Annotated in this window: 23 protein-coding genes; 22 read left to right on the top strand and 1 reads right to left on the bottom strand. The window is 30.9% G+C overall.

Annotated elements, in window-relative coordinates; translation table 11 throughout:
• Nucleotides 1-6: 6 nt before the first annotated feature.
• On the bottom strand, nucleotides 7-1800 hold the full coding sequence (locus B3086_RS10955; protein WP_346846606.1) for an ABC transporter ATP-binding protein: 1794 nt from the start codon (nucleotides 1798-1800) through the stop codon (nucleotides 7-9).
• A gap of 236 nt (nucleotides 1801-2036) precedes the next feature.
• Between B3086_RS10955 and B3086_RS10950 the strand changes: the two genes are divergently transcribed.
• From B3086_RS10950 to htpG, 22 genes are all read left to right on the top strand, one after another.
• The gene (locus tag B3086_RS10950; protein ID WP_346846607.1) at nucleotides 2037-2711 is read left to right on the top strand and encodes a hypothetical protein; all 675 of its coding nucleotides are present in this window, start codon (nucleotides 2037-2039) and stop codon (nucleotides 2709-2711) included.
• Between the two features lie 19 nt (nucleotides 2712-2730).
• The gene (locus B3086_RS10945) at nucleotides 2731-3381 is read left to right on the top strand and encodes a zinc dependent phospholipase C family protein (protein ID WP_346846608.1); all 651 of its coding nucleotides are present in this window, start codon (nucleotides 2731-2733) and stop codon (nucleotides 3379-3381) included.
• A 241-nt stretch (nucleotides 3382-3622) separates the two neighbouring features.
• Nucleotides 3623-4690, top strand: coding sequence for a nitronate monooxygenase (locus B3086_RS10940; RefSeq protein ID WP_346846609.1), 1068 nt, complete (start codon nucleotides 3623-3625; stop codon nucleotides 4688-4690).
• 132 nt (nucleotides 4691-4822) lie between these two features.
• Nucleotides 4823-6331, top strand: coding sequence for a DUF1846 domain-containing protein (locus tag B3086_RS10935; protein ID WP_346846610.1), 1509 nt, complete (start codon nucleotides 4823-4825; stop codon nucleotides 6329-6331).
• 186 nt (nucleotides 6332-6517) lie between these two features.
• A complete protein-coding gene (locus B3086_RS10930; RefSeq protein WP_346846611.1) occupies nucleotides 6518-7906 on the top strand; it encodes an MATE family efflux transporter in 1389 nt (462 codons plus the stop codon).
• A 153-nt stretch (nucleotides 7907-8059) separates the two neighbouring features.
• Nucleotides 8060-9085, top strand: a complete 1026-nt coding sequence (locus tag B3086_RS10925) for an asparaginase (protein WP_346846612.1) — start codon at nucleotides 8060-8062, stop codon at nucleotides 9083-9085.
• A 111-nt stretch (nucleotides 9086-9196) separates the two neighbouring features.
• Nucleotides 9197-9967: a copper homeostasis protein CutC gene (locus tag B3086_RS10920; RefSeq protein ID WP_346846613.1), complete on the top strand. Its 771-nt coding sequence runs from the start codon at nucleotides 9197-9199 to the stop codon at nucleotides 9965-9967.
• Between the two features lie 150 nt (nucleotides 9968-10117).
• Entirely contained in the window at nucleotides 10118-10921 is an 804-nt protein-coding gene (locus B3086_RS10915; RefSeq protein WP_346846614.1) for a polysaccharide deacetylase family protein, read from the top strand.
• A 222-nt stretch (nucleotides 10922-11143) separates the two neighbouring features.
• Nucleotides 11144-11815 (top strand): GntR family transcriptional regulator, encoded by a 672-nt coding sequence (locus tag B3086_RS10910; protein ID WP_346846615.1) that lies wholly within the window; start codon nucleotides 11144-11146, stop codon nucleotides 11813-11815.
• 242 nt (nucleotides 11816-12057) lie between these two features.
• A complete protein-coding gene (gene citD / locus B3086_RS10905; protein WP_346846616.1) occupies nucleotides 12058-12342 on the top strand; it encodes a citrate lyase acyl carrier protein in 285 nt (94 codons plus the stop codon).
• Between the two features lie 12 nt (nucleotides 12343-12354).
• Nucleotides 12355-13263, top strand: coding sequence for an aldolase/citrate lyase family protein (locus tag B3086_RS10900; RefSeq protein WP_346846617.1), 909 nt, complete (start codon nucleotides 12355-12357; stop codon nucleotides 13261-13263).
• Nucleotides 13256-14806, top strand: a complete 1551-nt coding sequence (gene citF / locus B3086_RS10895; protein WP_346846618.1) for a citrate lyase subunit alpha — start codon at nucleotides 13256-13258, stop codon at nucleotides 14804-14806. Before B3086_RS10900 ends, citF begins: the two co-directional genes overlap by 8 nt.
• 118 nt (nucleotides 14807-14924) lie before the next feature.
• Nucleotides 14925-16271 (top strand): citrate/sodium symporter CitS, encoded by a 1347-nt coding sequence (gene citS, locus B3086_RS10890; RefSeq protein WP_346846619.1) that lies wholly within the window; start codon nucleotides 14925-14927, stop codon nucleotides 16269-16271.
• A gap of 110 nt (nucleotides 16272-16381) precedes the next feature.
• On the top strand, nucleotides 16382-16585 hold the full coding sequence (locus B3086_RS10885; protein WP_150842468.1) for a hypothetical protein: 204 nt from the start codon (nucleotides 16382-16384) through the stop codon (nucleotides 16583-16585).
• 39 nt (nucleotides 16586-16624) lie between these two features.
• Entirely contained in the window at nucleotides 16625-17662 is a 1038-nt protein-coding gene (gene citC / locus B3086_RS10880; protein WP_346846620.1) for a [citrate (pro-3S)-lyase] ligase, read from the top strand.
• A gap of 123 nt (nucleotides 17663-17785) precedes the next feature.
• Nucleotides 17786-19165 carry a triphosphoribosyl-dephospho-CoA synthase CitG gene (citG, locus tag B3086_RS10875; protein ID WP_346846621.1) on the top strand — a complete coding sequence of 460 codons (1380 nt, stop codon included), beginning with the start codon at nucleotides 17786-17788 and terminating at the stop codon, nucleotides 19163-19165.
• A 314-nt stretch (nucleotides 19166-19479) separates the two neighbouring features.
• On the top strand, nucleotides 19480-19956 hold the full coding sequence (locus B3086_RS10870) for an NAD(P)H-dependent oxidoreductase subunit E (RefSeq protein ID WP_346846622.1): 477 nt from the start codon (nucleotides 19480-19482) through the stop codon (nucleotides 19954-19956).
• Nucleotide 19957: 1 nt separating this feature from the next.
• A complete protein-coding gene (gene nuoF, locus B3086_RS10865; protein ID WP_346876915.1) occupies nucleotides 19958-21832 on the top strand; it encodes an NADH-quinone oxidoreductase subunit NuoF in 1875 nt (624 codons plus the stop codon).
• Between the two features lie 4 nt (nucleotides 21833-21836).
• Nucleotides 21837-23525, top strand: a complete 1689-nt coding sequence (locus B3086_RS10860; RefSeq protein WP_346846624.1) for a [FeFe] hydrogenase, group A — start codon at nucleotides 21837-21839, stop codon at nucleotides 23523-23525.
• A gap of 5 nt (nucleotides 23526-23530) precedes the next feature.
• On the top strand, nucleotides 23531-23779 hold the full coding sequence (locus tag B3086_RS10855; protein ID WP_035133546.1) for a (2Fe-2S) ferredoxin domain-containing protein: 249 nt from the start codon (nucleotides 23531-23533) through the stop codon (nucleotides 23777-23779).
• A gap of 230 nt (nucleotides 23780-24009) precedes the next feature.
• Complete coding sequence (locus B3086_RS10850; RefSeq protein WP_346846625.1) at nucleotides 24010-24432, top strand: hypothetical protein; 423 nt, start codon at nucleotides 24010-24012, stop codon at nucleotides 24430-24432.
• Nucleotides 24433-24549: 117 nt separating this feature from the next.
• Nucleotides 24550-26415: a molecular chaperone HtpG gene (gene htpG, locus B3086_RS10845; protein WP_346893388.1), complete on the top strand. Its 1866-nt coding sequence runs from the start codon at nucleotides 24550-24552 to the stop codon at nucleotides 26413-26415.
• Nucleotides 26416-26453: the final 38 nt, after the last annotated feature.

Raw genomic sequence — 26453 nt, 5'->3', positions numbered from 1 at the left:
GCTTATTTATTGATTTACTGCAGTTTCTAGTATAACTTTATTCTCAATCTCTTTCAGCGTTCCTTTTTCAAGTTTTAAAATTCTATCACAGATAGGTAATGCAGAAGGTCTATGGGTTATTATAATACAGGTTGGTTTATGTTCTAGTTCTTTTACTGATTTAAGGACATTGAGTTCTGTATCAACATCTAAAGATGAAGTTACCTCATCTAGGATTAAAATTGGTCTTTTTCTTAGTAGAGCTCTTGCTATAGCTAGCCTTTGAGCTTGACCTTCTGAAACTCCACTACCTTTTTCACCTATTAAGGTATGAAAGTTATCTTCTAATTTGTTTATAAACTTCAAGGCATAGGCTGCTTTTGCGGCTTCTTCAATGTCATCTGAATTAGCATCATCTTTACCGTAGCGAAGATTATCCTCTATGGTTCCAGAAAAGAGAGTGTTTCCTTGAGGCACATAAGAAATAAGTTCCCTATGATTTCTATTTAAAACTATTTCATCACTGTTTCTTATGTTATAGCTTCCTAGGGTAATTTCTCCTTCATCACAGTGAATAAGCGATAGTAAAAGTCTTATTAAGGTTGTTTTACCTTCTCCAGAGGGACCAATTAAGGCTACAATTTCTCCAGGAGCTATGTTAAAGGTTACATTATTTATTACAGGGTTTCCTTCCCTATAACTAAAAGATACATTTTTAAACTTAATATAGGGAGACTTAAATGACTCGGGAATACTTGGAACATTGACATCTTCAAGAGAGATTTCTTCAATCTCCATAAGTCTTTCAGTAGCTGAGATACACCCTATAAGGGCTGGAAAAGTGTTAGCAAGTCCAGAAATAGGACCTTGAATATTACTGTAGAGTTGTATCATAGCAGTAAAAGTACCATATGTTCCCAATCCCTTTGAAATGTTTAAAGCCCCCCAACAAAATATAGAGAAATAAGCAATGGTAGAACAAAATCCCATGGACATCCCTGAAAGAACACTAAGTTTAGTATTTCTCATAGCTAACTCATATTTTTTTTTTTGTATTAGATGGAGTTTGTCTACATTAAATTTTTCCATACAAAAGGTTTTAACTATCATTAAGTTTTGAATAGATTCTTGAATGAAAGAGCGATATTTTATATCCTCTTCTTGTATTTCTTTATATAGTTTTTTTAGTTTTCTACCAAAGGAACGACTAATTAAAAGCAATATAGGACCTACTATCACTGCTACAATTGCTACGGATGGAGCAAAATAAATAAGAGTAGAAAAGGAAGCTATAAAAGTTACTAGCAGAGATATAATGCTAGGAATAGTACCTAATATTGTTGAAGATATTGTCCCTACATCCGATGTGATTCTAGTAAGCAAGCTAACACTGTGAAATTTTGATTGTTCAATCCATTCACTATAGGTAAGATGTTTATAAAGCTTACTTTGCATACCTTGATTGAGTCTAGTAGATGCCCTAGTACTCATAAATGAGGTAATAGGAGATATGAGCATTCTTCCAAACATTATAGTGGCCATTACAATGAGCCATTGAATAACCGTTGAAGTTTTACCACTAATAGCAGCATCTATAAGAGATTTTGATATTATAGCATTATAAACTCCAATTAAAGATAATGCAGAATTGATTATTATTGTAGAAATAAAAAAAGGAACAATAGGTTTACATTGAGAACTAACCCATTTCATTTTTGCAAAGAGATTTCTAAAATCTTCTTTTGACTCCAATTTTATATATTTATTTAATTTACTTATTCTAATGTATTTAAGATATATGTCCTTTATTGAATTGTTCATATATTCCTCCTATAGACTTTATTTAATATTAAAGAATTAAATATACTTCAATGAAATAACATGTAAAATATGAATATAAATGTAATAATATGGTAACATAACTAAGCTAGATTTTCAACTTATAAAAAGTTTCTGAAAAATGAAAATTTATTGTAGATAAATGGAATTGAAAACGTTATAATATTTATTAAATAACAAATTTTAAAAGATACAGTAGAAAAGGGGAGAATAATCAAATGAAATTAGGGGATTACTTATGGGGAGGTTTATTACTTTTATGGGCTGCAGTTTTAGTAGTTCCAACAACTAGAGAAGTATTTATGGCTATGACACAAGCATATCCATATATAAGTGGCTTTTTTAAATTCTTTGTTTTAGCTACCATGGGAGACATGTTGGGAGCTAGAATTTTACATGGACAGTGGCAAAAGACTAAAGGATTAATTTTTAAAGCAATTATATGGGGAATAATTGGAATGATGATAACTTTAGCCTTTACACTATATTCAGAAGGAGTGTTAGCTGCACAAGATATAGGCAGATTACCTTTCCATAGCTCAAAGTTTGGACATGCATTTTTAACAAGTGCTATGATGAATATTACTTTTGCACCTTTTATGTTTTTATTTCATAAGTTTTGTGATTTATATATTGATGTTAAATATAGAGGGATGAAAAAGGTAACTATAAATGATTTGGTTAAAGAAATTGATTTTAATATGCTCATAGGGTTTAGTATGTTAAAAACAATTCCATTTTTCTGGATTCCATGTCATACCCTTGTATTTTTAATGCCACCACAGTATAGAGTAGTTGCTTCGGCTTTCTTATCAATAGCTTTAGGTCTTATGATGGCTATAGCCAAAAAGTCTAAAAAAACTATAGTTAATGAACAAGAAGTCGTAGGATAGTACAAGAAGGAGGGGTTTAATGGCAACTTGGATAGCTCATCTTAGAATTGCAGAAAACATATTGAAGAATATGGATGATTTAGATTCTATAGCATTTATACTTGGAAATGTTGGTCCAGATTCTGGAGTTCCGAATGAAGATTGGAGTAGCTTCAATCCACCAAAAAAAATTACTCATTGGATTAATGAAGAAAATAATATAGATGCAGAGAGGTTTTTTGATAGGTATCTAAAAAATAATTTGATGGAATACTCAAAATATTCTTATGTCCTTGGATATTATATACACTTGCTTACAGATATTGAATGGTCTAAGTTTTTCAATGAAAAAAAGAAAAATGCTTTATATAATAAAAAATTAAAAGAGGATGCAAGTTTTATTTGGACCATAAAAAAGGATTGGTATGGATTAGATTTTTTATATTTAGAAATAAATCCTAATTTTATTTTTCATACTATATTCAAAAATATAGACGAGGTACCGGATTATATAGATTATTTTCCTAAAGGGGCTTTAATGAAGCAAGTTAAGTATATAACAGAATATTATTTAGGAGATAATGAAGAAACTAAGGAGAATTTTATATATCTTAATGAAGAGGAAATGGATAAGTTTATAGATGATACTTCTAAAAAGATAAATGGTATTTTAAAAGGTAAAATTCAATAAATAAAGAAAAATATTAAGAATAAGAGCTATACATATGATTTTATGTTATAGTTCTTTTATTTTTGTATTCCTTTATAAATATAATAGTAGATTTTTTATGAAGAATGAGTTAATTATATATATATTCCACTAGGATACTTATTGCATCAATTATTAAAATGGCTTATAATAAAATAAACTTTGATTATCAAAGTATTTGAAATTCAAAGTAAAATATCTTAATTTGAAAGGTAGTGTTTTTATGAATATAAAAGGTCTTAAGATAGGAAATATATTTGTACCTATGCCTATAATTCAAGGTGGAATGGGGATAGGAGTTTCTAGATCAAAACTAGCATCAGCAGTGACTAATGAAGGAGGAATCGGAGTTATATCTGCAGCACAAGTAGGATATGATGAAGAGGACTTTGAAAGTAATAATTTAGCTGCAAACATTAGAGCTTTAAAAAAACAAATTTTATTAGCAAAAAAAGCTACTGATGGAGGAGTTATTGGAGTTAATATAATGGTCGCTATGAATAATTATAAAGAGCATGTTAAGGCAGCCATAGAAGGGGGTGCGGATATTATAATCTCAGGAGCTGGAATACCAATGGAATTACCAAAGTTAATCAAAGGTTTTTCAGTAAAAATTGCACCAATAGTATCTTCTTTAAAGTCAGCCAAAGTTATTTTGAAGCTTTGGGATAGACATGATAAAGTAGCCCCTGACATGGTTATAGTTGAAGGACCAAGAGCAGGAGGACATTTAGGATTTAAAAAAGAAAATATAAATATGACTGAAGAAGCCTTTGATAAAGAAGTAGTAGATATAATTAATGAAACTAAAATTTATGGAGAAAAGTATAATAAGGAAATTCCAGTAGTAGTGGCTGGAGGTATATACGATGGAAAAGATATAGCTAAATACCTAAAACTAGGTGCAGATGGAGTTCAAATGGCAACTAGATTTGTAGCAACAGTAGAATGTGATGCATCAGAAAATTTTAAGAAGGCTTATGTTGATTCAAAAGAAGATGATATAGTTATAGTAGATAGTCCTGTAGGGTTACCAGGAAGAGCTATATGTAATCCATTTGTAGAGAATACTTTTAAAGGGAAATTGAAAGTGGAAAAATGCTATAGATGTATATCTCACTGTAATCCAAAAGAAACTCCTTATTGCATTAGTGAAGCACTAATAAATGGTGTTAAGGGAAATATGGATGAAGCTTTAGTATTTTGTGGAGACAATGCCCATAGGATAAAAAGTATAGTTACAGTAAAGGAATTAATGGAGGAGTTAAAAGCAGAAATTTTAAATGCATAAAATCCAGAAATAAATCATAAACATCAAATTTAGAATTAACAAAAAAATTAAAAATTTTTAATTTAGGTTTTACTAATGATGAAAATATGTAATAATAATATGTATGTTTTATTATTAGGATGAGGTGTAAAGATGAAAATTGGATTTGATCATGAAAAATATCTGGAAGAACAATCAAAATATATTTTAGAGAGAGTAAATAATTATGATAAGCTTTATCTAGAATTTGGAGGAAAACTATTATTTGATATGCATGCTAAAAGAGTTTTGCCAGGCTTTGATGAAAATGCAAAAATAAAGTTACTTCATAAGCTTAGAGAAAAGGCAGAAATAATTATCTGTGTATATGCTGGTGATATTGAAAGAAATAAGATAAGAGGCGATTTTGGAATTACATACGACATGGATGTACTAAGATTAATTGATGATCTTAGAGGATATGATTTACAGGTAAATAGTGTGGTTATAACTCGTTATAGTGGTCAACCAGCTACTAATATCTTTATAAATAAATTGGAACGTAGAGGTATTAAAGTTTATAAGCATGAAGCTATTAAAGGTTATCCTACAGAGGTTGAAACTATCGTAAGCGACGAGGGCTATGGAAGGAATCCATATATAGAAACTACTAAGCCAATAGTAGTAGTAACAGCACCAGGACCAGGAAGCGGGAAATTGGCTACTTGTTTAAATCAATTATACCATGAGAATAAAAGAGGAAATGCTGTTGGATATTCTAAATTCGAAACTTTCCCTGTATGGAATGTGCCTTTGAAACATTCTTTAAATATTGCCTATGAAGCAGCTACTGTTGATCTTAAAGATGTAAATATGATAGACTCTTTTCACTTTGATGCATACAATGAGGTTGCAGTAAACTATAATAGAGACATTGAGATGTTCCCAGTTATAAAGAGGATTATTGAGAAGATAACTGGAAAAGAATCTATATATAAATCACCAACAGATATGGGAGTTAATAGAGTAGGATTTGGAATTACTGATGATGAAGTTGTTAAGGAAGCTTCTATACAGGAGATAATTAGAAGATACTTTAAAACTAGTGTTGAATATAAAAAAGGATATGTAGATGCAGAGGTTTTTCAAAGAATTAAAATAATTATGGAAAGTTTAAATCTTAAACCAGAGGATAGAAAAGTAGTCATTCCTGCTAGAGAATATTCTAGTAAGCTTAAATTAGAAGCAAACAAAAATGATGCCTGCCCTGTAGTAGCTCTAGAACTTGAAGATGGTACTGTTTTAACAGGTAGAAGTTCAGAGCTAATGGATGCATCTTCAGCAGCTATTTTAAATGCAGTAAAGTACCTAGCTAACATATCTGATGAGATTCATTTAATTTCACCAGTGGTATTAGAACCTATAAAAAGTTTGAAAACCAATGCTTTAGGAAGTAATAATACATCTTTAAATTCAGAAGAAATACTGATTGCCCTTAGCATTTGTGCTGCTACTAATCCTATGGCTCAAGTTGCTTTAGAAAAACTTATAAAGCTTAAAGGGTGTCAAGCTCACTCTACTACTATTCTAAGTACTGGTGACGAGCAAATATTTAGAAAACTGGGAATAGATGTTACTTGTGATGCTGAGTATCCTTCACAAAATTTATTTTATAATATGTAAAATAGTATAAATAAAAATAAATGAACAGTGTATATGATGATGAATTTAAAATCATGAAATATACACTGTTTTATTTAGAAAAAAATATATTTCGACATCCTAAGCTTTTTATAGAAATTTATAGTATCTATGGTATATAATATATATAGTAGTAATAACAAATTTAAATGTGATTTAGGAGGGAACATGGTTAAGAATAAAAGAAATTTTATTTTAAATGATAACTTATACAAAGTAATAGGTGTCTTAGCAATTCCTATTATGATAAATAATTTAATACAAACACTATATAATTTAGTTGATGGATTATGGGTAAGTAAAATTGGATCAGTAGAATTTGCAGCTACAGGGTTTGTTTGGCCAGTTAATTTTTTATTTATATCTATCGGAATGGGCTTATCTATAGCAGGTACATCTATCATTTCTCAGTTTATAGGAGCTGATAAATATGAAGAGGCTAATAAGTATGCAAGTCAGCTTTTGGTAGTATCTTTTTTATCTTCAATACTATTTGCTATAGTAGGATATATAATATCTCCCTTTGTTGTAAGAGTAATGGGGGGTACAGGGGAACTCGCAAGAAATAGTATAATATATCTAAGAATTACCTTCTTAGATATGCCTTTTATGTTTTTATTTTTTAACTTTAACTCCATAATGAATGCAGAGGGAAATACAGTATTTCCAACTGTCCTTAGTGCAATTAGTGCGGTTCTTAATATGATTTTAGACCCAATATTTATATTTACATTTAATATGGGAATCGCAGGAGCAGCTATAGCAACTCTATTGTCAAAGGCTGTTTTAGCAATAGCTGGAATTTATGTATTGATGAGAAGATCATCTAAGGTAAAACCTTCTTTTAAGAACTTTAGATTTGATAGAGAAATAATTAAGAAAATCATATCAGTTGCCCTTCCATCATCTATTGGACAATCTGGTTCAGCCTTAGGATTTATGGTTTTAAATGGTTTTATAGTATCCTATGGCACAGCTACACTAGCAGCTTTTGCTATGGTAAATAGAATTACATCTCTTGTAATTCAACCAGCCATGGGAATAGGAGCAGCCCTTACGTCTATTATAGGTCAAAATCTAGGGTGTAACCAACTTAAAAGAGCGAAGGAAGCCTTTGTAAAAGCCATAAAGCTTACCATCGGTTTTTCTGTTTTAGGGTTAATTGTATTATTAGCTTTTGATAAACAAATCATAGGTTTCTTTATGCAGTCTAAGGATGACATGATGGTAATTTTAGAGGGGATAACATATTTGCAATATATAGCATGGTCTATGCCACTTATGGGTATATTCAGTGTATTGCAAGGGGTATTTCAGGGATCGGGTCATACTAAATATTCTATGGAGATGGAAGTGGGAAGACTTTGGTTTGTGAGACTTCCTATGATATTACTATTCAAGAATTTTACAAATATAGGTTCTGTAGGCATATGGTTTTCTATGAGTTTTAGCAATCTTATAATATGTATTTTTGGATATATAATGTATCGCAAAGGAGCCTGGGAGAAAAATATAATTCATCATAAGGATTGTATAGAATTGAAAGAGGCAAAATAAAGGAATCTATGGGATGAAATCAGAATTAATGTTAAAATATACACATGGGATAAATAATTATCCTATGTGTATTTAATATATATTATTGTTTTATACTTGTCTATATTATTGATAGTGTTTTAGAAGTTAATCACTTTCATAAAATTTTGTGCATTGAGCACAGCGAAAGGAATGAATGTTATTATGGATGAGATTTTAATTGAAGAATATAGGGGAGAACTTTTAGAATGTGTACATAGAGGATATATATGTTGTGTAAATGAAGATGGACAGGTTGTTTACTCTATAGGTGATCCTGGATTTGTAACTTTTATGAGATCATCAGCAAAACCAATACAAGCTATTCCATTAATAAAGAGAGGCATTGATACAAAGTATAATCTTAGTAATAAAGAAATTACAGTTATGACAGGCTCTCATAGGGCAGAACCATTTCATGTTACGGCATTAGAATCTATAATGGATAAAGTCAAGATAGATGAAGATGAACTTATATGTTTACCTACATATCCATTATCAATGAATGCTAAAGAAGAAATACTAAGAAATGGTGGAGAAAAGAGACGAATTTATCACAACTGTTCAGGAAAACATATGGGAATTTTAACTTTATGCACTGATATGAACTGTGATAAAAGGGAATATTGGAATATTAATAGCCCAGCACAACAGGAAATTCTTTCCCACATTTCAATGATATCTGGATATCCAAGAGAACAGATAAAAGTTGGTACAGATGGATGTGGAGTTCCTGTATTTGCAATGCCTATGAAAAATTTAGCTATGGCTTATATGAAGATGGCATGTCCTGACACTATTGGGGATGAGTTAACACGAGATGCTGTAATAAAGCTTACTAAACTAATGAATGAAAATTATGAGATGGTTTCCGGTACTGATTTAATATGTTCATTACTTTTAATGGATGATAATATAGTTGCAAAGGGTGGAGCAAAAGGAGTATATTGTTTTGGACTTAGAGATGAAAGACTTGGATTTTCAATTAAGATAATAGACGGATCAGAGGAAGAATGGCCGCTAATTGTAGCGTCTATATTAGAGCAGATTAATTATAAAAATAAAGATACTATAGATAGACTAAAAAGGGTATTTCCAAGGGTTATTGTTAATGATAATAATAAAGAAGTAGGAGAAAGTATTGTAAGATTTAAGCTATAGCAGATCAACCTATTTTTAATATTAAGTTTACTTAGATAGTTATATATTAATATGTAATTATTTGCAGGAAGTATATTACATATTAAAAGGTTGAGATGGAGGTAATTAATAATGAAAGAAAATGTTTTAGTAGAGATATGTTGTGGTTCACTAGAAGATGTTATAATAGCTAAAAAAGCTGGAGCCCATAGGGTAGAGTTAAATTCAAATATGTTTTTGGGGGGAATAACCCCATCAATAGGTACTATTGAAGAAGCTAAGAAATTAGTAGATATTCCTATTATGGTAATGATAAGACCGAGAGGAGCTGGATTTTGTTATTCTGAATATGAAATTAAAACCATGGAACGAGATATGAAAGCAGCAATTAAAGCTGGTGCTGATGGTATAGTATTTGGAGCATTACGGGAAGATGGTACTCTTGATGTAGAATTATGCAAAAGATTTATGGATATTGTAGGAGATAGAGAAGCTGTATTCCATCGTGCCTTTGATGTAGTGAAAGATCCCTTTAAAGTATTGGATACTTTAGTTGATTTAGGTGTAAAAAGAATTCTTACTAAGGGACAAAAAAATACAATAGAAGATGGAGCAGAACTTTTAAAAGAGTTGATAAAGTATAGTAAAGGAAAAATTGAAATACTTCCAGGGGGGGTAAGACCTCATAATGTAAAATGGATGATCGAAACTTTGAAGTTTAATCAGCTTCATGTAGCCTCTTTTACTAGAAGAAAAGATCATTCAACCCAATGCAATCCAAAAGTTTACTTTGGAAGTCCTCTAAATCCAAAAGAGATTGACTATGATATAGCTAATTACGAATATTTAAAAGAAATGTGTGAGAATATAAAAACTATTACTAAAGCTAATTGTATAAAATAGATAAAAATTATTTTTAACAAAGGTTGTTTCATGTTAAATTTGAGACAACCTCTTTTTGTTAATTTAACCTTTAAAATAATAGTATACCTTTATAAATAAGAGCACAATATATATTAAGATAATTAACTATTTATATAAGGAGGATTAGTAATGAAGAAATTAAAATATTCTTCTGTGGTTGTACTTATACTTATATGTATATTTTGTACTTTCAATTTAGCATTAGCTGAAGACAATAGGGAATGTACTGACAAGGAATACTTAAAAAAAATAGTATATCTAACTTTTGATGATGGACCTACCAATAATACTTTAAAGATACTGAAGATTTTAGAAGAAGAAAATGTTAAAGCTACATTTTTTGTTATAGGAGAGCTAGCTAAAGAAAATTCTGATATATTAAAGCAAGTTGAAGGACAAGGGCATGAAATATGTATACACACTTATAATCATAAGAACTGCATCTATTCAAGTAAGGAAGAATATTTAGAAGATTATAACAAAGCTAATAAAGCTATCACAGATGTCCTTGGTCATGAACCTTCAAAATTCATGAGAATGCCTGGAGGGTCTAGCACTACCATTGGAGATAAGGGAACTGTTAGAGCTATTAGAAATGAATTATGTGATGAGGGATTGTACTATGTGGATTGGAATATATCTATTGAGGATGCTCTTTCTACAAATGTGCCTGTAGAAAAACTTTTATCTACCTTTAAAAAGGAGCTTAAAAAAACTTTTATAGATCCCAATACTGCTATAGTACTCATGCATGATGGGGCCTCAAATTCTACAACACCTAAGGCGCTTCCTTATATAATAAAATATTTTAAGGATAATGACTACGAATTTAAGAATTTTGGAGATATATCTGAGGAAGAATTATCTCACCTTTTGAATCAAAGACAGATTAATAAATATAATCAACCAAAGCAAACGGATACTTCAAATTAAGAATCTAATCCTTTAAAAATAATAATTACTTTATATGCATAAGTATTATACTTGATTTAATTTGACAAAGGGTTAAAGGTATGTAATATTTATGTATATAATTAATATTTTTGTATAGTTAAAATATTAATTGGAATGATTTTATTTGTAATGAAAATTTATAATTAAAATAAAGTATGTGTAGTATAGTCACAAATTATTTTATTAAGGATGTAGATATTTATGAGTAGTATTTTAAAGAATTTAGATGATGGAAAAGAAAAATCTATAAGAGAAATAGTTCTTAAAGATCTTCGAACAGCTATATTTACAGGAGATATAAACCCGGGAGATAGATTGATAGAAAATAATATTGCTACAGCTATGGGGGTCAGTAGAACCCCAGTTAGAGAGGCACTAAGACAGTTAGAAAGTGAAGGCTTGGCTGTGAATATCCCTAGAAAAGGCACTATAGTCAAGGGGATTTGTATTGAGGATGCTATAGAGATATATGATATTCGCGAAGTTTTAGAGGGCCTTGCAGTAAGGGGAGCATGTATGCATATTTCTCGAATTGAAATAAGAGAATTGAGAGAAATCATAGAAAATATGAAAAAACTTATTGATACTAATGAAGAAAAGGAATATGTAGAAGTTCACAATAGATTTAATAAAATAATTTTAGATGCTTGTCATAATAAAAGGCTAATATCACAAATGGAATATATATATGAATACTTACAGAGCCTAAGAAAGATTAGTTTAATGACAAAAGAAAGGAAATTAGATGCACTTAAAGAGCATATAGAAATTGTAGATGCTATAGAAGCTGGAGATGAGCAACTTGCTGAAGAAAGAGCAAGAGATCATGTTACGCGTGCTAAAAAATCTTTTCAAAATGCAGTGGTTAAATAGTAGTTTATAAACGATTACCTATAAAACATAAAGAATTGTTAATACTAAAATTGTATTAACAATTCTTTTTTTTATGCTTTATAGCAAGTTTGAAATTATGAAAATTTTAAAAAAAATATTCAATTTTCTATTGATTTTTACAAATGAATTGTATACACTATAAACAAGATGTATACAAAAAGTATTTAAAGTATGAAAAGGGATACAAAAGTATTGAATATTTTTAATCAGGAGGCGTAAATATGGAACTTAAAACAGTAGCTAGTGCTGGCACATTGGAATCCAGTGATATTCAAATTATAATTGAACCCTCAACTGCTGGAATAGAAATTACTCTAGAAAGTACTGTTAAAGCACAATTTGGAGAGGAAATAGAAGCAGTTATCAAAGAAACTCTTAAATCCTTTGGGGTAGAAAGTGCAAAGGTGTTTGCTAATGATAAAGGTGCAATCAACCCTGTAATAAAAAGTAGAGTTCAGACTGCAGTTCATAGATCAGCTGAAAACAAGGAATATAAATGGATGTAAGGGGAGATTAAGATGAAACTAAGACGTTCGATGCTATTTGTTCCTGGAAATAATCCAGGAATCATAAGAGATGTACACATATATAAACCTGATTCAGTAATGTTTGACTTAGAAGATGCAATTGCTATATCAGAAAAGGATTCTGCAAGATTTTTAGTTCACAATATGTTAAAAAATCTAGGGGATTACTATAAAGAACTAGATATAGAAACGGTAGTTCGTATCAATGGTTTAGATACGGAATTTTGGCAAGAAGATTTAGCGGCAATAGTTACAGGTGGGGTTGAAGTTGTAAGAATTCCTAAAACTGAAACTGTAGAAGATGTTATGACTGTAGATAGAGAAATAGAAAAAATAGAGAAGGCTTGTGGAAGAGAAATTGGTTCAACAAAGATAATGGTAGCCATTGAATCGGCTTTAGGAGTTATGCATGCCTTTGAAATAGCAAAATCTCCAACTAAAAGGTTAATAGGTATGGCTTTAAGTGGTGAGGATTTTGTAACTAGTATGAAGACAACGAGAACTCCAGAGGGAGATGAGCTTTATGTGGCAAGAGGAATGATTGCTATGGCAGGAAGAGCTTGTGGACTTGAAGTGTTAGATACCGTTTATTCAGATGTAAATAACGATGAAGGATTCCTAAAAGAAGCTAATCTTATTAAGAGAATGGGATTCGGCGGTAAGTCATTAATTCACCCAAGACAAGTGGAGCTTATACACAGTGTATATACTCCTAGTGAAAAAGAAATAGTTAAAGCTAAAAAGATAGTCGATGCTACAGCAGAAGCTTTACGTGAAAATAAGGGAGTATTTACTGTAGACGGTAAAATGGTAGATAAACCAATTATAGAGAGAGCTCAAAGAGTTTTAGAACTTGCTAAAGCAGCGGGGGTTTTAGTTGGAGGTGAAGATAATGAATAATAGAATAAGCAAAGAATTATTAAATAGCATACCGGGATATGAGAATAGAAAGGTTTATGAAACTCCCTTTATTAATCAACCAAAGGGAACTATGGTTGAAAGTGATGGTGAAAATTTAAAAGAGCAAGTAAAGAGAACTAAAGTAGTAGAATCTATAAGAGTTGCTATAGAAAAATGTGAAATTAAAGATGGGATGACTATTTCTTTCCATCATCACTTTAGAGCTGGAGATAAGCTTTTAATGATGGTAGTAGATACATTGGCAGAAATGGGTATTAAAAATTTAAGAGTAGCATCAAGTTCTTTAACAAGTGCTCATGATGGACTTGTAGCACATATAGAAAATGGTGTTGTAAATAGAATTGAAAGCAGTGGTCTTAGAGGAAAACTTGCAGCTGCAATATCTGAAGGAATTTTAGATAAGCATCCAGCAGTTATTCGTTCTCATGGTGGAAGAGCTAGGGCTATTGTAGAAGGAGATTTGAAAATAGATGTAGCATTTATAGCAGCTCCATCTGCTGACTGCATGGGAAATGCCAACGGTGTAAAAGGAAAATCCATATGTGGATCTTTGGGTTATGCAAAGGTAGATGCAGAGTATGCTAATAAGGTAGTTGTAGTAACAGATACTTTAGTTGATTATCCCAACTTCCCACAGAGCATTCCACAAACTAAAGTTGACTATGTAGTTGTAGTTGATGAAATTGGTGATTCAAAGGGGATAATGTCTGGAGCAACTAGATTTACATCAAATCCTAAAGAGCTTTTAATGGCAAAAAGAGTACTTGATGTAATGCTTGCATCTGGAAGATTTGTAGATGGATTTTCTATGCAAACAGGTAGTGGTGGAGCATCTCTAGCAGTTACTCGTTTTGTTAAAGAAGAATTAAAGAAAAGAGATATTAAATTAAGTTATGCCCTAGGTGGAATTACAGGACCTATGGTAGATCTTTTAGAAGAGGGACTTTGTGATACACTATTTGATGTCCAATGCTTTGATTTAAAGGCTGCAGAGTCCATTGGAAAAAATGAAAAACATATAGAAGTTAGTGCAGATTTTTATGCTAATCCATTTAATAAATCAGCTGCAGTTAACAAATTAGATTTTGTTGTCCTAAGTGCATTAGAAATAGATACTGATTTTAATGTTAATGTTATTTCTGGCTCTGATGGAGTTATTAGAGCAGCATCAGGTGGACATAGTGACACAGCAGCTAATGCTGAAATATCAATTTTAGTAGCACCTCTTACAAGAGGAAGAATTGCAACTATAATTGAAAAAGTAACTACTATTGTTACTCCAGGTAGTACAGTAGATGTAGTTGTTACAGATTATGGTGTAACTGTAAATCCAAGAAGACAAGATTTAATCAACAAGTTTAAGAAGGCAGGCCTTCCATTAATAACTATGGAAGAATTAAGAAAAATTGCTGTTAAGCTAATAGGAGTTCCTAAGGAATTAGAGTTTTCTGATGATGTAGTAGCAGTAATAGAATACAGAGATGGAAGTATTATAGACGTAGTTAAAAAGCTTAAAAAGTAAGCTAGATATTATCTTTGATTTGAAAGGTTTAAACAAATAACTTGTTAACCCTATTAGGACTTACTAAAAGTAAGGCCTAGTAATGAAATTATACAATTTAATTTTAGGAGGATTAATTATGCCAGAAAATCTTATTGAAGAAAAAAAAGGTCCCTTTAAAGTATACGGCATGCCGTGGTACATTTTTGCAGGAGTTGCAGTAGTAGTTTTCTTTGCAGCAATCAAAGGTTTTTTACCTAAAAACTCTGTAGGTGCCTTTGCACTATTATACTCAGTAGGTATCCTATTTGCTATGATTGGAGATAGGATTCCAATATGGAAAGAGTATGTTGGAGGAGGTCCAATTCTTGCTTTCCTAGGATCTGCAGCGTTGGTTTACTATGGGATAATACCAGAAGCAAGTGTTGAAGCTGTAAAAATATTCATGGATACCGCAGATTTCTTAGACTTATTTATAGCAGTACTTATAACAGGATCAATATTATCAGTTAATAGGAAGCTACTTATGAAAGCTTTCCTTGGATATATTCCAGCAATATTGGGTGGAGTAATTGCAGCATTTGTATTAGGAGCTTTAGGTGGAGCTATGTTTGGTATTCCTATGTCAGAAATAGCTACTAAGTATGTACTTCCAATAATGGGTGGTGGTACTGGAGCAGGAGCAATTCCAATGAGTGAAATTTACTCAAGTGTTACTGGTGGGGATCCAGCAGCATGGTTATCCTTTGCTCTATCAATTCTTACAATAGCTAATATTATAGCTATAATAGCAGCGTCAGTATTAAATAAATTGGGTGAAACTAAAGCTGGAGCTAAATTTAATGGACATGGTGAATTAATAAGAAATGCAGAAGATATATCTAAATTAGAAGAAACTAGAGTAGTTAAAGTTACAGCTAGAGAAGTTGCAGCAGGACTAATTCTTGCCTGTGCATTTTATGTACTTGGAAATATTTTATCAAAAACTTTAATTATACCGGAATTTACGTTAATGGGAATCAATGTTAAAATTGATATTCATAGATTTGCGTGGATGGTTATTTTAGTAGCTATAGCTAATGTAGCTAATATAATTCCATTAGAATTAAAAGAAGGAGCTAAAAAGCTTCAAGGATTTTTCTCTAAACAATTCTTACTAGTAGTAATGGTTGGAGTTGGTATAGCTATGACAGATCTTGGAGAGCTTATAGCAGCATTCAATATAGCTAACGTTGTTATAGCAGGCCTAATAGTCTTAGGAGCAATTCTTGGATCGGGAATTGTAGGATGGTTAGTAGGATTCTACCCAATAGAGACAGCAATTTCAGCTGGATTATGTATGGCAAACCGTGGAGGTTCAGGAGACGTTGCGGTTCTTACAGCAGCAAAACGTATGGATTTAATGTCCTTTGCACAAATTTCTTCTCGTCTTGGTGGAGGAATAATGCTGATATTAGCAAGTATAGCCTTTGGTATGTTCTTCTAAAATCAGATTTTGAAAATAAATATAAAAAGAGTGTTGCTGTCAACACTCTTTTTATATTATGATACAATGTAAGTATCCTATAGTTATAAACTTATAATGGAGTGAAAGATATGAGTAAAAAGAAAAATAGAAAAACAAATAAAGAAATTTTACAAGAAGCTCATGCAGAAGGAATGTTTAGTGAAGCAGAAGAAATATCTAAAGGAAAAAAGAAATATGAATTTAAAAGTGGATTTGATGCTGTGTTTTCAGTAATTATTGTAATTATTGCATTACTAATAATATCCTTTGTAAGAAGATACTTTAACTTATAAAATTAAGATAGGATGTAATTTATTAAATGAGGTGAAGAAATGTATTATAACACTCAAAAAATAAATCTTAATTCTAAAATAGAAGTAAATAGGGTTGAGGAATTTTTAAGGGGATTTGCCCTTAAATATGAAGATGTAGATTATACTTTAATAATAGAGGAAGAGGGAGAAATAATAGCTACCTGTTCTAAGAAAAATAATATCGTTAAATGTTTTGCCGTAAGCGAGGAGCATCAAGGTCAAGGTATATCAAATATACTTATTACTGATATCACTAATAAACTCTTTGAAGAAGACATATACCATAACTTTATTTTTACAAAGCCTTCGAATAATTTTCTGTTTCAAGGACTTGGATATAAGGTAATTGTTGATACGGATAAAGTTAGTTTATTGGAAGCTGGAAATAAAAATATCCATAGTGAGTTGAAAAATATAAAGAAGAGTTATGAATTAAAGGAAGAAGAGCAATATGCTGCGTTAATTATGAACTGTAATCCTTTTACATTAGGACATAAATATATAGTTAAGAAAGCAGCTATGGATAATAAAAATGTTATAATTTTTGTGGTAGAAGAAGAGAAGTCCTCATTTCCATTCCAAGTTAGATTTCAACTAATAAAAGATGGAGTTAAGGAATTTAATAATGTAACTGTAATACCTGGTGGGAATTATATTATATCATCAGCTACTTTTCCAAATTATTTTTTAAGAAAAGATGACGACATTTTAAAAGAATATACTAAAATAGATGGAAACGTCTTTGGAAAATATTTTTGTAAGGAACTAAATATAACTAAAAGATATGTAGGAAGTGAACCTTACTGCAATGTTACCAATACTTATAATGAAACTTTAAGAGAAGTATTGCCTAAGTACGGTGTGAAAGTTGAAATTATAGAGAGATGCGAGATAGAAAATAAAGCTATAAGTGCGTCTAGAGTTAGAGAATTACTTAAAGAAGATAGACTAGAAGAAGTAAGGGAGTTAGTCCCATTAACTACCTATGAATTTTTAACAAGCAGCCTAGGGAAAGATATTATAGAGAAGCTTAAACTTAGAGATTTGCCTCATTAAAATAATAAATATTTCCTATGACAAAAATTGAAGGCTAATTAATAGACAATATAAACATTTAATTTTATCATAGTAAGGAAGGGGAAAAGTGATAGGATAATTATTGCCTATCCTTACATTAATATGGACTATACAGAAATAGATGAATTTTTAAATCATAGAGAAAAGAGAGTATTATATCAAGAACAACTTCTGAGAAATACATCTGGTGGAGTTACTCTTGCCACTGTAAGAGTAAACTATCCTGGTATAAAAAAATCTAATTATATTACAGATAGAATTGCCAAGATAGTTTGTGAGGATATATATTTATTTAATAATAAAAATATAATTTGTAAAGAAATCTATAAGAATAAAGAAGGAGTTATAGGTCATTTCATTTTTAATACTGATAACATTGAAGTAAAAAAGCAACTTATATATATGGAAGAAAATCATATATTAGGCAGATGTGTAGACATAGATGTATATTATCTTGATGATAGTGATCCATTGATGCCGTCCTTGCGTGGAATATCTAGAAGTGACATAGGCCTAGAACCTAGAAAATGTTTTTTATGTGAAGAAGAAGCTAGAATATGTTCTAGAAGTCAAAAGCATAGTATAGAGAGGATAAAAGAGTATTTTATTAGTAAGTATGAAGAATATACCTGCTATGTAGATAAAAGAGATAGATTGTCCTATGAGATATCTCAACTAGCCCTTAAATCAATGATTACAGAGGTATCAACTATGCCTTCTTATGGATTAGTTTCACCTGTTACAAAGGGGTCTCATAAAGATATGGATTACTATACATTTTTAGAGAGTAGTTTTGCCATAGCACCATTTATAAAGGAAATGGTAGAAGCGGGATATAGCTATGAAACTCCAAAAAATATTTTTAAAGCTATTAGAACTATTGGAATAAAATGTGAAGAGACTATGTTTAAAGTTACTAAAGGTATAAATACCCATAAAGGTATGATATTTTTAATAGGAGTAGTGGCTACTGCGCTAGGTAAAGCTCTATATGAGAAAATATCCTTCAATAAAGTTCAAATTATACTAAAGAATATGTGTGAAAATATATTGGATGATTTTAAAGATTTGCATAAAAAGAAAGACTTAACTCATGGAGAGGCTTTATATTTAAAATATGGCTTTGCTGGAATTAGAGGAGAAATTAAAAAAGGTCTTGAAAATATTTTCCAGGAAATAATACCCAAACATAAAGATTCTAATCTAAAAGGAAATGATTTGTATTCTGAAACATTGCTTATGTTGATTAGTAAAGTAGAAGATAGTACCATTGTGCATAGACAAAATATAGAAAAACTTCGTGAAGTTCAAAGACGTGCCTATGAAATTTTAAACTTGGGGGGCTTCAATAGCGAAGAAGGAATTAAAGCAGCCCATGACTTTGAAAAGCAGTGTATAGACGAAAATGTGAGTCCGGGAGGATCAGCGGACTTATTGGCATTAGTTATATTTTTGACAGAGTCTGAAAGGTTCTTTTCATAAACTTTAACTCGTTACAGATGTAAATTTTTAAAGTAGATATATTTAATTAACACAGGATGTTAAATATATCTACTTTATTTTATAATTTTTTCAAAAATACCCATGGAATATAGAGAATATATAATAATCATATATAGAAGTTAATGTAAAATTAAAGTAAATATAAAAAATGCAGGAATAATAGTTTACATATTTAATATAATATATAGAAATTAATTAAAAAAATAATTATTTTTATGTATTGAAATATTTGAAAATTCAGTATAAAATGTAATAGTGATAATAATTTAACAAGCATTGTAGGGGGGAAAACAATGAATACATCCTTTAATTATGAAGAACTAGATGTTATATTAAAAAATCATGGATATAACCCTAGTAGTATAATTGCAATATTACAAGATACTCAGGAGATATATAGATATCTTCCAGAGGAAATATTTCCATATTTCTCTAAAAAATTAGGTATTAGCGAAGCAAAAATTTACAGCGTAGCTACATTCTATGAAAACTTTTCTTTAGAACCTAAAGGGAAATATGTAATAAAAATATGTGATGGAACAGCATGTCACGTAAGAAAATCTATACCAATATTAGAGAAGCTAAGAAGTGAATTGAATCTTTCAGAAAACAAAGTTACTACAGATGATTTAATGTTTACTGTGGAAACGGTTTCATGTCTTGGAGCCTGTGGTTTAGCACCAGCACTAACTGTTAATGACAAGGTTTATGGGGCTATTACTCCTGAGAAGGCAATAGAACTTTTAAATATGCTTAAGGAGGACAAATAATATGCTTCTTAATAGAGAGGATTTAATTAATATAAGAAATACCTATAAAGAAAGCTTTCACAACGAAAAGGTAAAAATTCTTGTATGTGGAGGTACTGGTTGTATAGCAGGTGGTTCATTAGAAATATACGATGAGTTTGTAAGACTAATGAAGGAAAAAGATATAAGATGCGAGGTTAAATTAGAAAAAGAATCTCATGAAAAATCTGTTGGAATTAAAAAAAGTGGTTGCCATGGATTCTGTGAGATGGGACCTCTAGTAAGAATTGAACCATGGGGATATTTATACATAAAGGTTAAGCCACAGGATTGTGAAGAAATTATAGATAAGACTATTGTTTTAGGTCAATGTGTAGATAGATTGGCTTATGAAAAGGATGGTAAGGTTTACAGAACTCAAGATGAAATACCTTTCTATAAAAAACAAACTAGATTGGCATTAGAACATTGTGGTCATATTGATTCTACATCTATAGAAGAATATTTTGCTATAGGTGGATACTCTGCTTTAGAAAAAGTACTATTTGATATGACTTCGGATGAAATTATAAAAGAAATCGATGATTCAAATTTAAGAGGCCGTGGTGGCGGTGGTTTCCCAACTGGCCGCAAGTGGGGTCAAGTAAAACGTCAACCTGAGGGTGAGAAGTACATTGTATGCAATGGTGATGAGGGAGATCCAGGTGCATTTATGGATAGAAGCATAATGGAAGGAGACCCACATAGAGTTATAGAGGGAATGATGATTGCAGCAGTAGCCTGTGGAGCACAGGAAGGATATATATATGTACGTGCAGAATATCCTCTTGCTGTTAGCAGATTAAAGAATGCTATAGAAGAAGCTAAAAAGTATGGAATATTAGGTGAGAACATTCTTGGTACAGGTTTTAGTATGGATATAAAAATCAATAAAGGAGCAGGTGCTTTTGTATGTGGAGAAGGAAGTGCACTAACAGCTTCTATTGAAGGAAAAAGGGGTATGCCTAGAGTTAAGCCACCAAGAACTGTAGAACAAGGATTGTTTGGAAAACCAACAGTGCTTAATAACGTAGAAACCTTTGCTAATGTACCTATAGTAATTGAAAATGGAGCAGATTGGTATAAAACCATGGGTCCAGAGAAGAATAATGGAACAAAAGCTTTTGCATTAACAGGAAACATCGAAAATACAGGACTTATTGAAGTTCCAATGGGTACAACCTTAAGAGAAATAATATTTGATATCGGTGGAGGAATAAGAGGAGGAGCAGAGTTTAAAGCTGTACAAATTGGAGGTCCTTCAGGTGGTTGTTTAACAAAAGAACATTTAGATTTACCACTAGATTTTGATTCTTTAAAGAAAGCCGGAGCTATGATAGGTTCTGGTGGGCTAGTTGTAATGGATGAAAATACTTGTATGGTAGAAGTCGCTAGATTCTTTATGAACTTTACTCAAAATGAGTCTTGTGGTAAGTGTATACCATGCCGTGAAGGTACTAAGAGAATGCTTGAAATATTAGAGAGAATTGTAGCAGGTAAAGGTGAAATTGAAGATATTGATTTATTACTAGAACTTGCAGATACAATATCTTCTACAGCTTTATGTGGATTAGGAAAAACTGCAGCATTCCCAGTAGTAAGTACAATAAAGAATTTCCGTAGTGAGTATGAAGCGCATATTATTGATAAGAAATGTCCAACCAAGACATGTCAAAAACTTAAGACTATCTATATAGATGCAGACCTTTGCAAGGGTTGTTCAAAATGTTCAAGAATTTGTCCAGTAGGTGCCATTTCAGGTAAGGTTAAAGAACCTTTTGTAATTGATAAAAATAAATGTATTAAATGTGGTGCCTGTATTGAAGCTTGTGCCTTTAAAGCTATAAAGGAGGATTAATAGAATGAATGAACAATTTATGATTATAGATGACATCCCAGTGGAAATAAAGGGAGAAAAAAATATTTTAGAGGTTATTAGAAAAGCAGGAATAGATTTACCAACTTTATGCTACTACTCAGAGCTTTCTGTATATGGAGCTTGCCGTATGTGTATGGTAGAAAATAAGTGGGGTGGAATTGAAGCTGCATGTTCTACACCACCAAAAGCTGGTATGGAGATATATACTAATACACCTAGATTAAGAAAATATAGAAAGAATATATTAGAATTATTACTTTCAAATCATTGTAGAGATTGTACTACATGTGAGAAAAATGGACATTGTAAACTACAGGAGTTAGCACATCGATTTGGGATAAGACAAGTAAGATTTGACAATACAGCAGAAAAAAGCGAATTAGATACATCATCTTTATGTATAGTAAGAGATAAGAGTAAATGCATACTTTGTGGTGACTGTGTAAGAATGTGTAATGAAATTCAAAATGTAGGTGCCATTGACTTTATAAAAAGAGGAGCAGAGATGAGTGTAGGTACAGTTTTTGACAAACCTATAGCAGAATCAAACTGTGTAGGTTGTGGTCAGTGTGCAGCAGTATGTCCTACAGGAGCTATAGTAGTAAAAGATGATACACAAAAACTATGGAAAGATTTAAGTGATAAAAATACTAAGGTAGTAGTGCAAATAGCTCCAGCAGTAAGAGTTGGAATAAGTGAGGAGCTTGGACAAAAAGATGGAGAAAATGTAATGGGTAAAATCGTTGGAGCTTTAAAGAGAATGGGCTTTGATGAAGTATTTGATACATCTACTGGAGCTGATCTTACAGTACTGGAAGAAACAGGAGAATTTATTTCAAGATTAGAAAATAATGAAAGACTTCCGTTATTTACTTCTTGTTGTCCAGCTTGGGTTAACTATGTAGAAAGAACTTACCCAGAGATGATGAGTAATATCTCAACATGTAAATCTCCTATGCAGATGTTTGGTTCTGTTTTAAAAGAGCACTATAGTCATTCTAGTAAAAGAATAGTTAATGTAGCAATAATGCCTTGTACAGCTAAGAAATTTGAAGCTGATAGAGATGAATTTAAAGTTGATGGAGTTAAGGATGTAGATTATGTTATAACTACTCAAGAGCTTATAGCTATGATAAAGGAAGCCGGAATTGTATTTTCAGAGATAGAACCAGAAGCTGTAGACATGCCATTTGGTGTTAGTAGTGGAGCGGGAGTTATATTTGGAGTTACAGGTGGAGTTACAGAGGCTGTTTTAAGAAGAGTTTTAGATGACAAATCTGTATCTACACTAAGAACTATAGCATTTAATGGAGTAAGGGGAATGTCTGGTGTAAAGGAAACTAGTATTACAGTAAATGACAAGGAATTGAAAATTGCTGTAGTTAGTGGTCTTAAAAACGCTGATGACCTAGTGAAAAAGATAAAATCAGGAGAAGCACATTATGATTTTATTGAAGTAATGGCTTGCCCAGGTGGATGTGTAGGTGGAGCAGGACAACCATTTACTATGTTTGAAGGAAAGCAAAAACGTGGAGAAGGTTTATATGCAGCAGATAAGATGAGTAGCCTTAAACGTTCAGAAGAAAATCCAGTAATGATGTCTCTTTATTCAGGATTATTAAAGGGAAAAGTTCATAAGTTATTACATGTGAATTATAATAGAGGGGAGTAAACGCTGTGGTAAACTTAAGTGTTTGTATAGGTAGCGCCTGTCATGTAAAGGGATCTTATAATGTTATAAATGCTTTTCAACAGAGCATTGAAGAATATAATCTATCTGATAAAGTAGACTTAAAGGCAGTATTTTGTTTAGGTCATTGTTCTGATGCTGTATCTGTAAAAATTGATGACGGAGAAGTATTCAGTGTATCAGGCTTAACGGCAAAGAGTTTCTTTAAAAAAGAAGTATTACCAAGAGTAAAATAAGGTAATAAAACAAGCTAAATGTTAAATTAATATTGAGCCTACACTTATAATAAAGTGTAGGTTCAATATTTTGTAAGTTTTAGTGAGCTATTTTGAGAAGAAGCTCTATTTACTAATAGTAAATAAGTATAACTTCTAAAAAATCTCTGCAGTTGTTAATTAAAATCTATATATGTGATATAATGATGTGCATGTAAAACTTAAGAATTAATTAACAGGAGCTGATATAAATGTATGTATTATTTGGTGAAAATGTAATTCATAATGATGAGATGAAAGAAATAATAGAAAGTAAAACTGATTTTAAAGTAATTAAGGATATGACAAAGGGAACTAAAAGAGAAGATGTTCATGCCTTTTGCTTAAGTGTGAAAATCTCAATCTTAAATGAGATTATAGAAGAAGAATATGATGATTTTAATTTAAGTGAAATGGAAGAGGACGACATTTTTGATGAATATCTCAGTTTAGCAGAAGAGATGGCCTTAGATATGGAAGAGTTTATTCCAGAGGAAGCTATTATAGATGCAAAGGCCTATAAATGGGATCAATCAGATAAAGATATAAAAATTATTGTTATCATTGGAAATGACCAATTAGAAGAAAGAAAATTGAGAGATATAATGAAAAGATTACTAACTCAAGCAGAGTAAATGTGATATTTTTACAAAAAATTCACAATATATTCTTTATTTTATATAGAATTAGGTATAAAATATTTTATACGGTTGAGTATAAAATTTTATTATTTTTGTTTGGAGGAGATATATATGCTTAAAGAGAATGGAAACATTTCAATTCACACTGAAAATATAATGCCGATTATAAAAAAATGGCTATACTCTGATAAGGATATATTTATAAGGGAACTTATCAGTAATGGTTGCGACGCTATTAATAAATTAGAAAGACTAGTGACCTTTGGAGAAGCAACTGTGGAGAAGTCTAAATACGAAGTTACTGTATCCTTAAATAAAGATGAAAAAACTATAAAGTTTATAGATAACGGTATAGGAATGACTTCAGAGGAAGTAAAAAAATATATTAACCAAGTAGCTTTCTCAGGAGCTGAGGAGTTTTTATCTAAATATAAAGATAAGATTGATGAAGGAAAAGGCATAATTGGCCATTTCGGATTAGGGTTTTATTCAGCTTTTATGGTATCAGAAAAAGTTGAAATTGATACTTTATCTTATAAGGAGGGCGAAGAAGCTGTTAAGTGGATTTGTGAAGGCGGTACAGAATATGAAATTGAATCTTCTGAAAGAACTTCTAGAGGAACAACTGTTACTCTTTATATAAGTGAAGATAGCAATGAATTCTTAGATTATTATAAATTAAGGCAAATTATAAAAAAACATTGTAACTTCTTCCCTGTTGAGATTTATCTAATAGATGAGAATGAGAAAAAAGATGATAAGGATTCAGAGAAGGATATAGAAAAAACTCCTTTAAATGATACAAAACCATTATGGATGAAAGCTCCAAAGGATTGTACAGATGAAGAGTATAAAGAGTTCTATAGAAAAGTCTTCAATGAATATAATGATCCGCTATTTTGGATTCATATGAATGTAGACTATCCATTTAATTTAAAAGGGATATTGTACTTCCCTAAATTAAAACATGAATTTGAAGCTACAGAAGGAGAAGTGAAACTTTATAATAAGCAAGTTTTTGTGGCAGATAACATAAAAGAAGTTATTCCTGAGTTTTTACTTTTATTAAAGGGTGTTATTGATTGCGAAGACATTCCTTTAAATGTATCAAGAAGTTTTCTACAAAAGGACAGTAATGTATCAAAGGTTTCTAGACACATTGTAAATAAGGTAGCTGATAAACTTACATCTCTATTTAAAAATCATAGAGATGAGTACAATGACTTTTGGAAAGATATAAATATTTTTATTAAATATGGTTGTCTAAGAGATGAAAAATTCTATGACAAGGTTAAAGATATACTAATTTTCAAAACTACTAATGGAGACCATGTAACATTAAAACAATATCTAGAAAACAATAAGGAAAATCATGATAAAAAAGTTATTTATGTTAATGATGAAAAGCAACAGTCTCAATATATTAAAATGCTAAAAGACAATAACTTAGAAGCTGTGATTTTAAATACCACACTAGACAGTCATTTTATTACTTTAATGGAGAGTAAAGAGGAAGGAGTACAATTTAGTAGAATTGACTCTGACTTAACAGAAATATTAAAGGATGATGCAATAGATGAAAGTCCTGAAGAGAACAAGGCTATAGAAGAGATATTTAAGAATTCTATAAATAAGGAACAACTAAAAATCTCTATAGAGCCTATTAAAACAGAGGAAGTTCCTGCTATGATTACTCTATCAGAACAGTCTAGAAGAATGGCTGAGATGAGTGCGATGTTTGGAGGAGGGGATATGTCAATGTTCCCTAAAGAAGAGACTTTAGTTGTAAATAGTTCAAATCCATTAATTAAAAAATTATTTAATTTATCTAAAGATGAAAATAAAAAAGACTTGGTTAATGATATTTGTAACCATGTGTATGACTTAGCTATGATAAGTCATGGACAATTAGGTGCTGATGAAATGTCTGATTTCATAAAAAGAAGCAATGATTTACTTGGAAGATTAATTAACTAGAGGTACCTAATAATTGTAATGATGAAGTGTATGTCCTA

It is taken from the genome of Clostridium sp. UBA871 (assembly GCF_002295255.1).
In the GTDB taxonomy this organism is placed as follows: domain Bacteria; phylum Bacillota; class Clostridia; order Clostridiales; family Clostridiaceae; genus Clostridium_J; species Clostridium_J sulfidigenes.
The sequence above is the reverse complement of the archived record's forward strand: the minus strand, read 5'-3'. Positions and strand labels throughout refer to the sequence as shown.

Bases quoted from the DNA above. Each gene is read 5' to 3' on its own strand.
- nuoF (WP_346876915.1), top strand. From the start codon at position 19,958: ATGCTTCTTAATAGAGAGGATTTAATTAATATAAGAAATACCTATAAA.
- B3086_RS10850 (WP_346846625.1), top strand. From the start codon at position 24,010: ATGTATGTATTATTTGGTGAAAATGTAATTCATAATGATGAGATGAAA.
- citD (WP_346846616.1), top strand. From the start codon at position 12,058: ATGGAACTTAAAACAGTAGCTAGTGCTGGCACATTGGAATCCAGTGAT.
- B3086_RS10870 (WP_346846622.1), top strand. From the start codon at position 19,480: ATGAATACATCCTTTAATTATGAAGAACTAGATGTTATATTAAAAAAT.
- B3086_RS10910 (WP_346846615.1), top strand. From the start codon at position 11,144: ATGAGTAGTATTTTAAAGAATTTAGATGATGGAAAAGAAAAATCTATA.
- B3086_RS10940 (WP_346846609.1), top strand. From the start codon at position 3,623: ATGAATATAAAAGGTCTTAAGATAGGAAATATATTTGTACCTATGCCT.
- B3086_RS10930 (WP_346846611.1), top strand. From the start codon at position 6,518: ATGGTTAAGAATAAAAGAAATTTTATTTTAAATGATAACTTATACAAA.
- B3086_RS10935 (WP_346846610.1), top strand. From the start codon at position 4,823: ATGAAAATTGGATTTGATCATGAAAAATATCTGGAAGAACAATCAAAA.
- citG (WP_346846621.1), top strand. From the start codon at position 17,786: ATGGACTATACAGAAATAGATGAATTTTTAAATCATAGAGAAAAGAGA.
- citF (WP_346846618.1), top strand. From the start codon at position 13,256: ATGAATAATAGAATAAGCAAAGAATTATTAAATAGCATACCGGGATAT.
- B3086_RS10950 (WP_346846607.1), top strand. From the start codon at position 2,037: ATGAAATTAGGGGATTACTTATGGGGAGGTTTATTACTTTTATGGGCT.
- B3086_RS10955 (WP_346846606.1), bottom strand. From the start codon at position 1,800: ATGAACAATTCAATAAAGGACATATATCTTAAATACATTAGAATAAGT.
- citC (WP_346846620.1), top strand. From the start codon at position 16,625: ATGTATTATAACACTCAAAAAATAAATCTTAATTCTAAAATAGAAGTA.
- B3086_RS10860 (WP_346846624.1), top strand. From the start codon at position 21,837: ATGAATGAACAATTTATGATTATAGATGACATCCCAGTGGAAATAAAG.
- B3086_RS10920 (WP_346846613.1), top strand. From the start codon at position 9,197: ATGAAAGAAAATGTTTTAGTAGAGATATGTTGTGGTTCACTAGAAGAT.
- B3086_RS10945 (WP_346846608.1), top strand. From the start codon at position 2,731: ATGGCAACTTGGATAGCTCATCTTAGAATTGCAGAAAACATATTGAAG.
- B3086_RS10915 (WP_346846614.1), top strand. From the start codon at position 10,118: ATGAAGAAATTAAAATATTCTTCTGTGGTTGTACTTATACTTATATGT.
- citS (WP_346846619.1), top strand. From the start codon at position 14,925: ATGCCAGAAAATCTTATTGAAGAAAAAAAAGGTCCCTTTAAAGTATAC.
- htpG (WP_346893388.1), top strand. From the start codon at position 24,550: ATGCTTAAAGAGAATGGAAACATTTCAATTCACACTGAAAATATAATG.
- B3086_RS10900 (WP_346846617.1), top strand. From the start codon at position 12,355: ATGAAACTAAGACGTTCGATGCTATTTGTTCCTGGAAATAATCCAGGA.
- B3086_RS10885 (WP_150842468.1), top strand. From the start codon at position 16,382: ATGAGTAAAAAGAAAAATAGAAAAACAAATAAAGAAATTTTACAAGAA.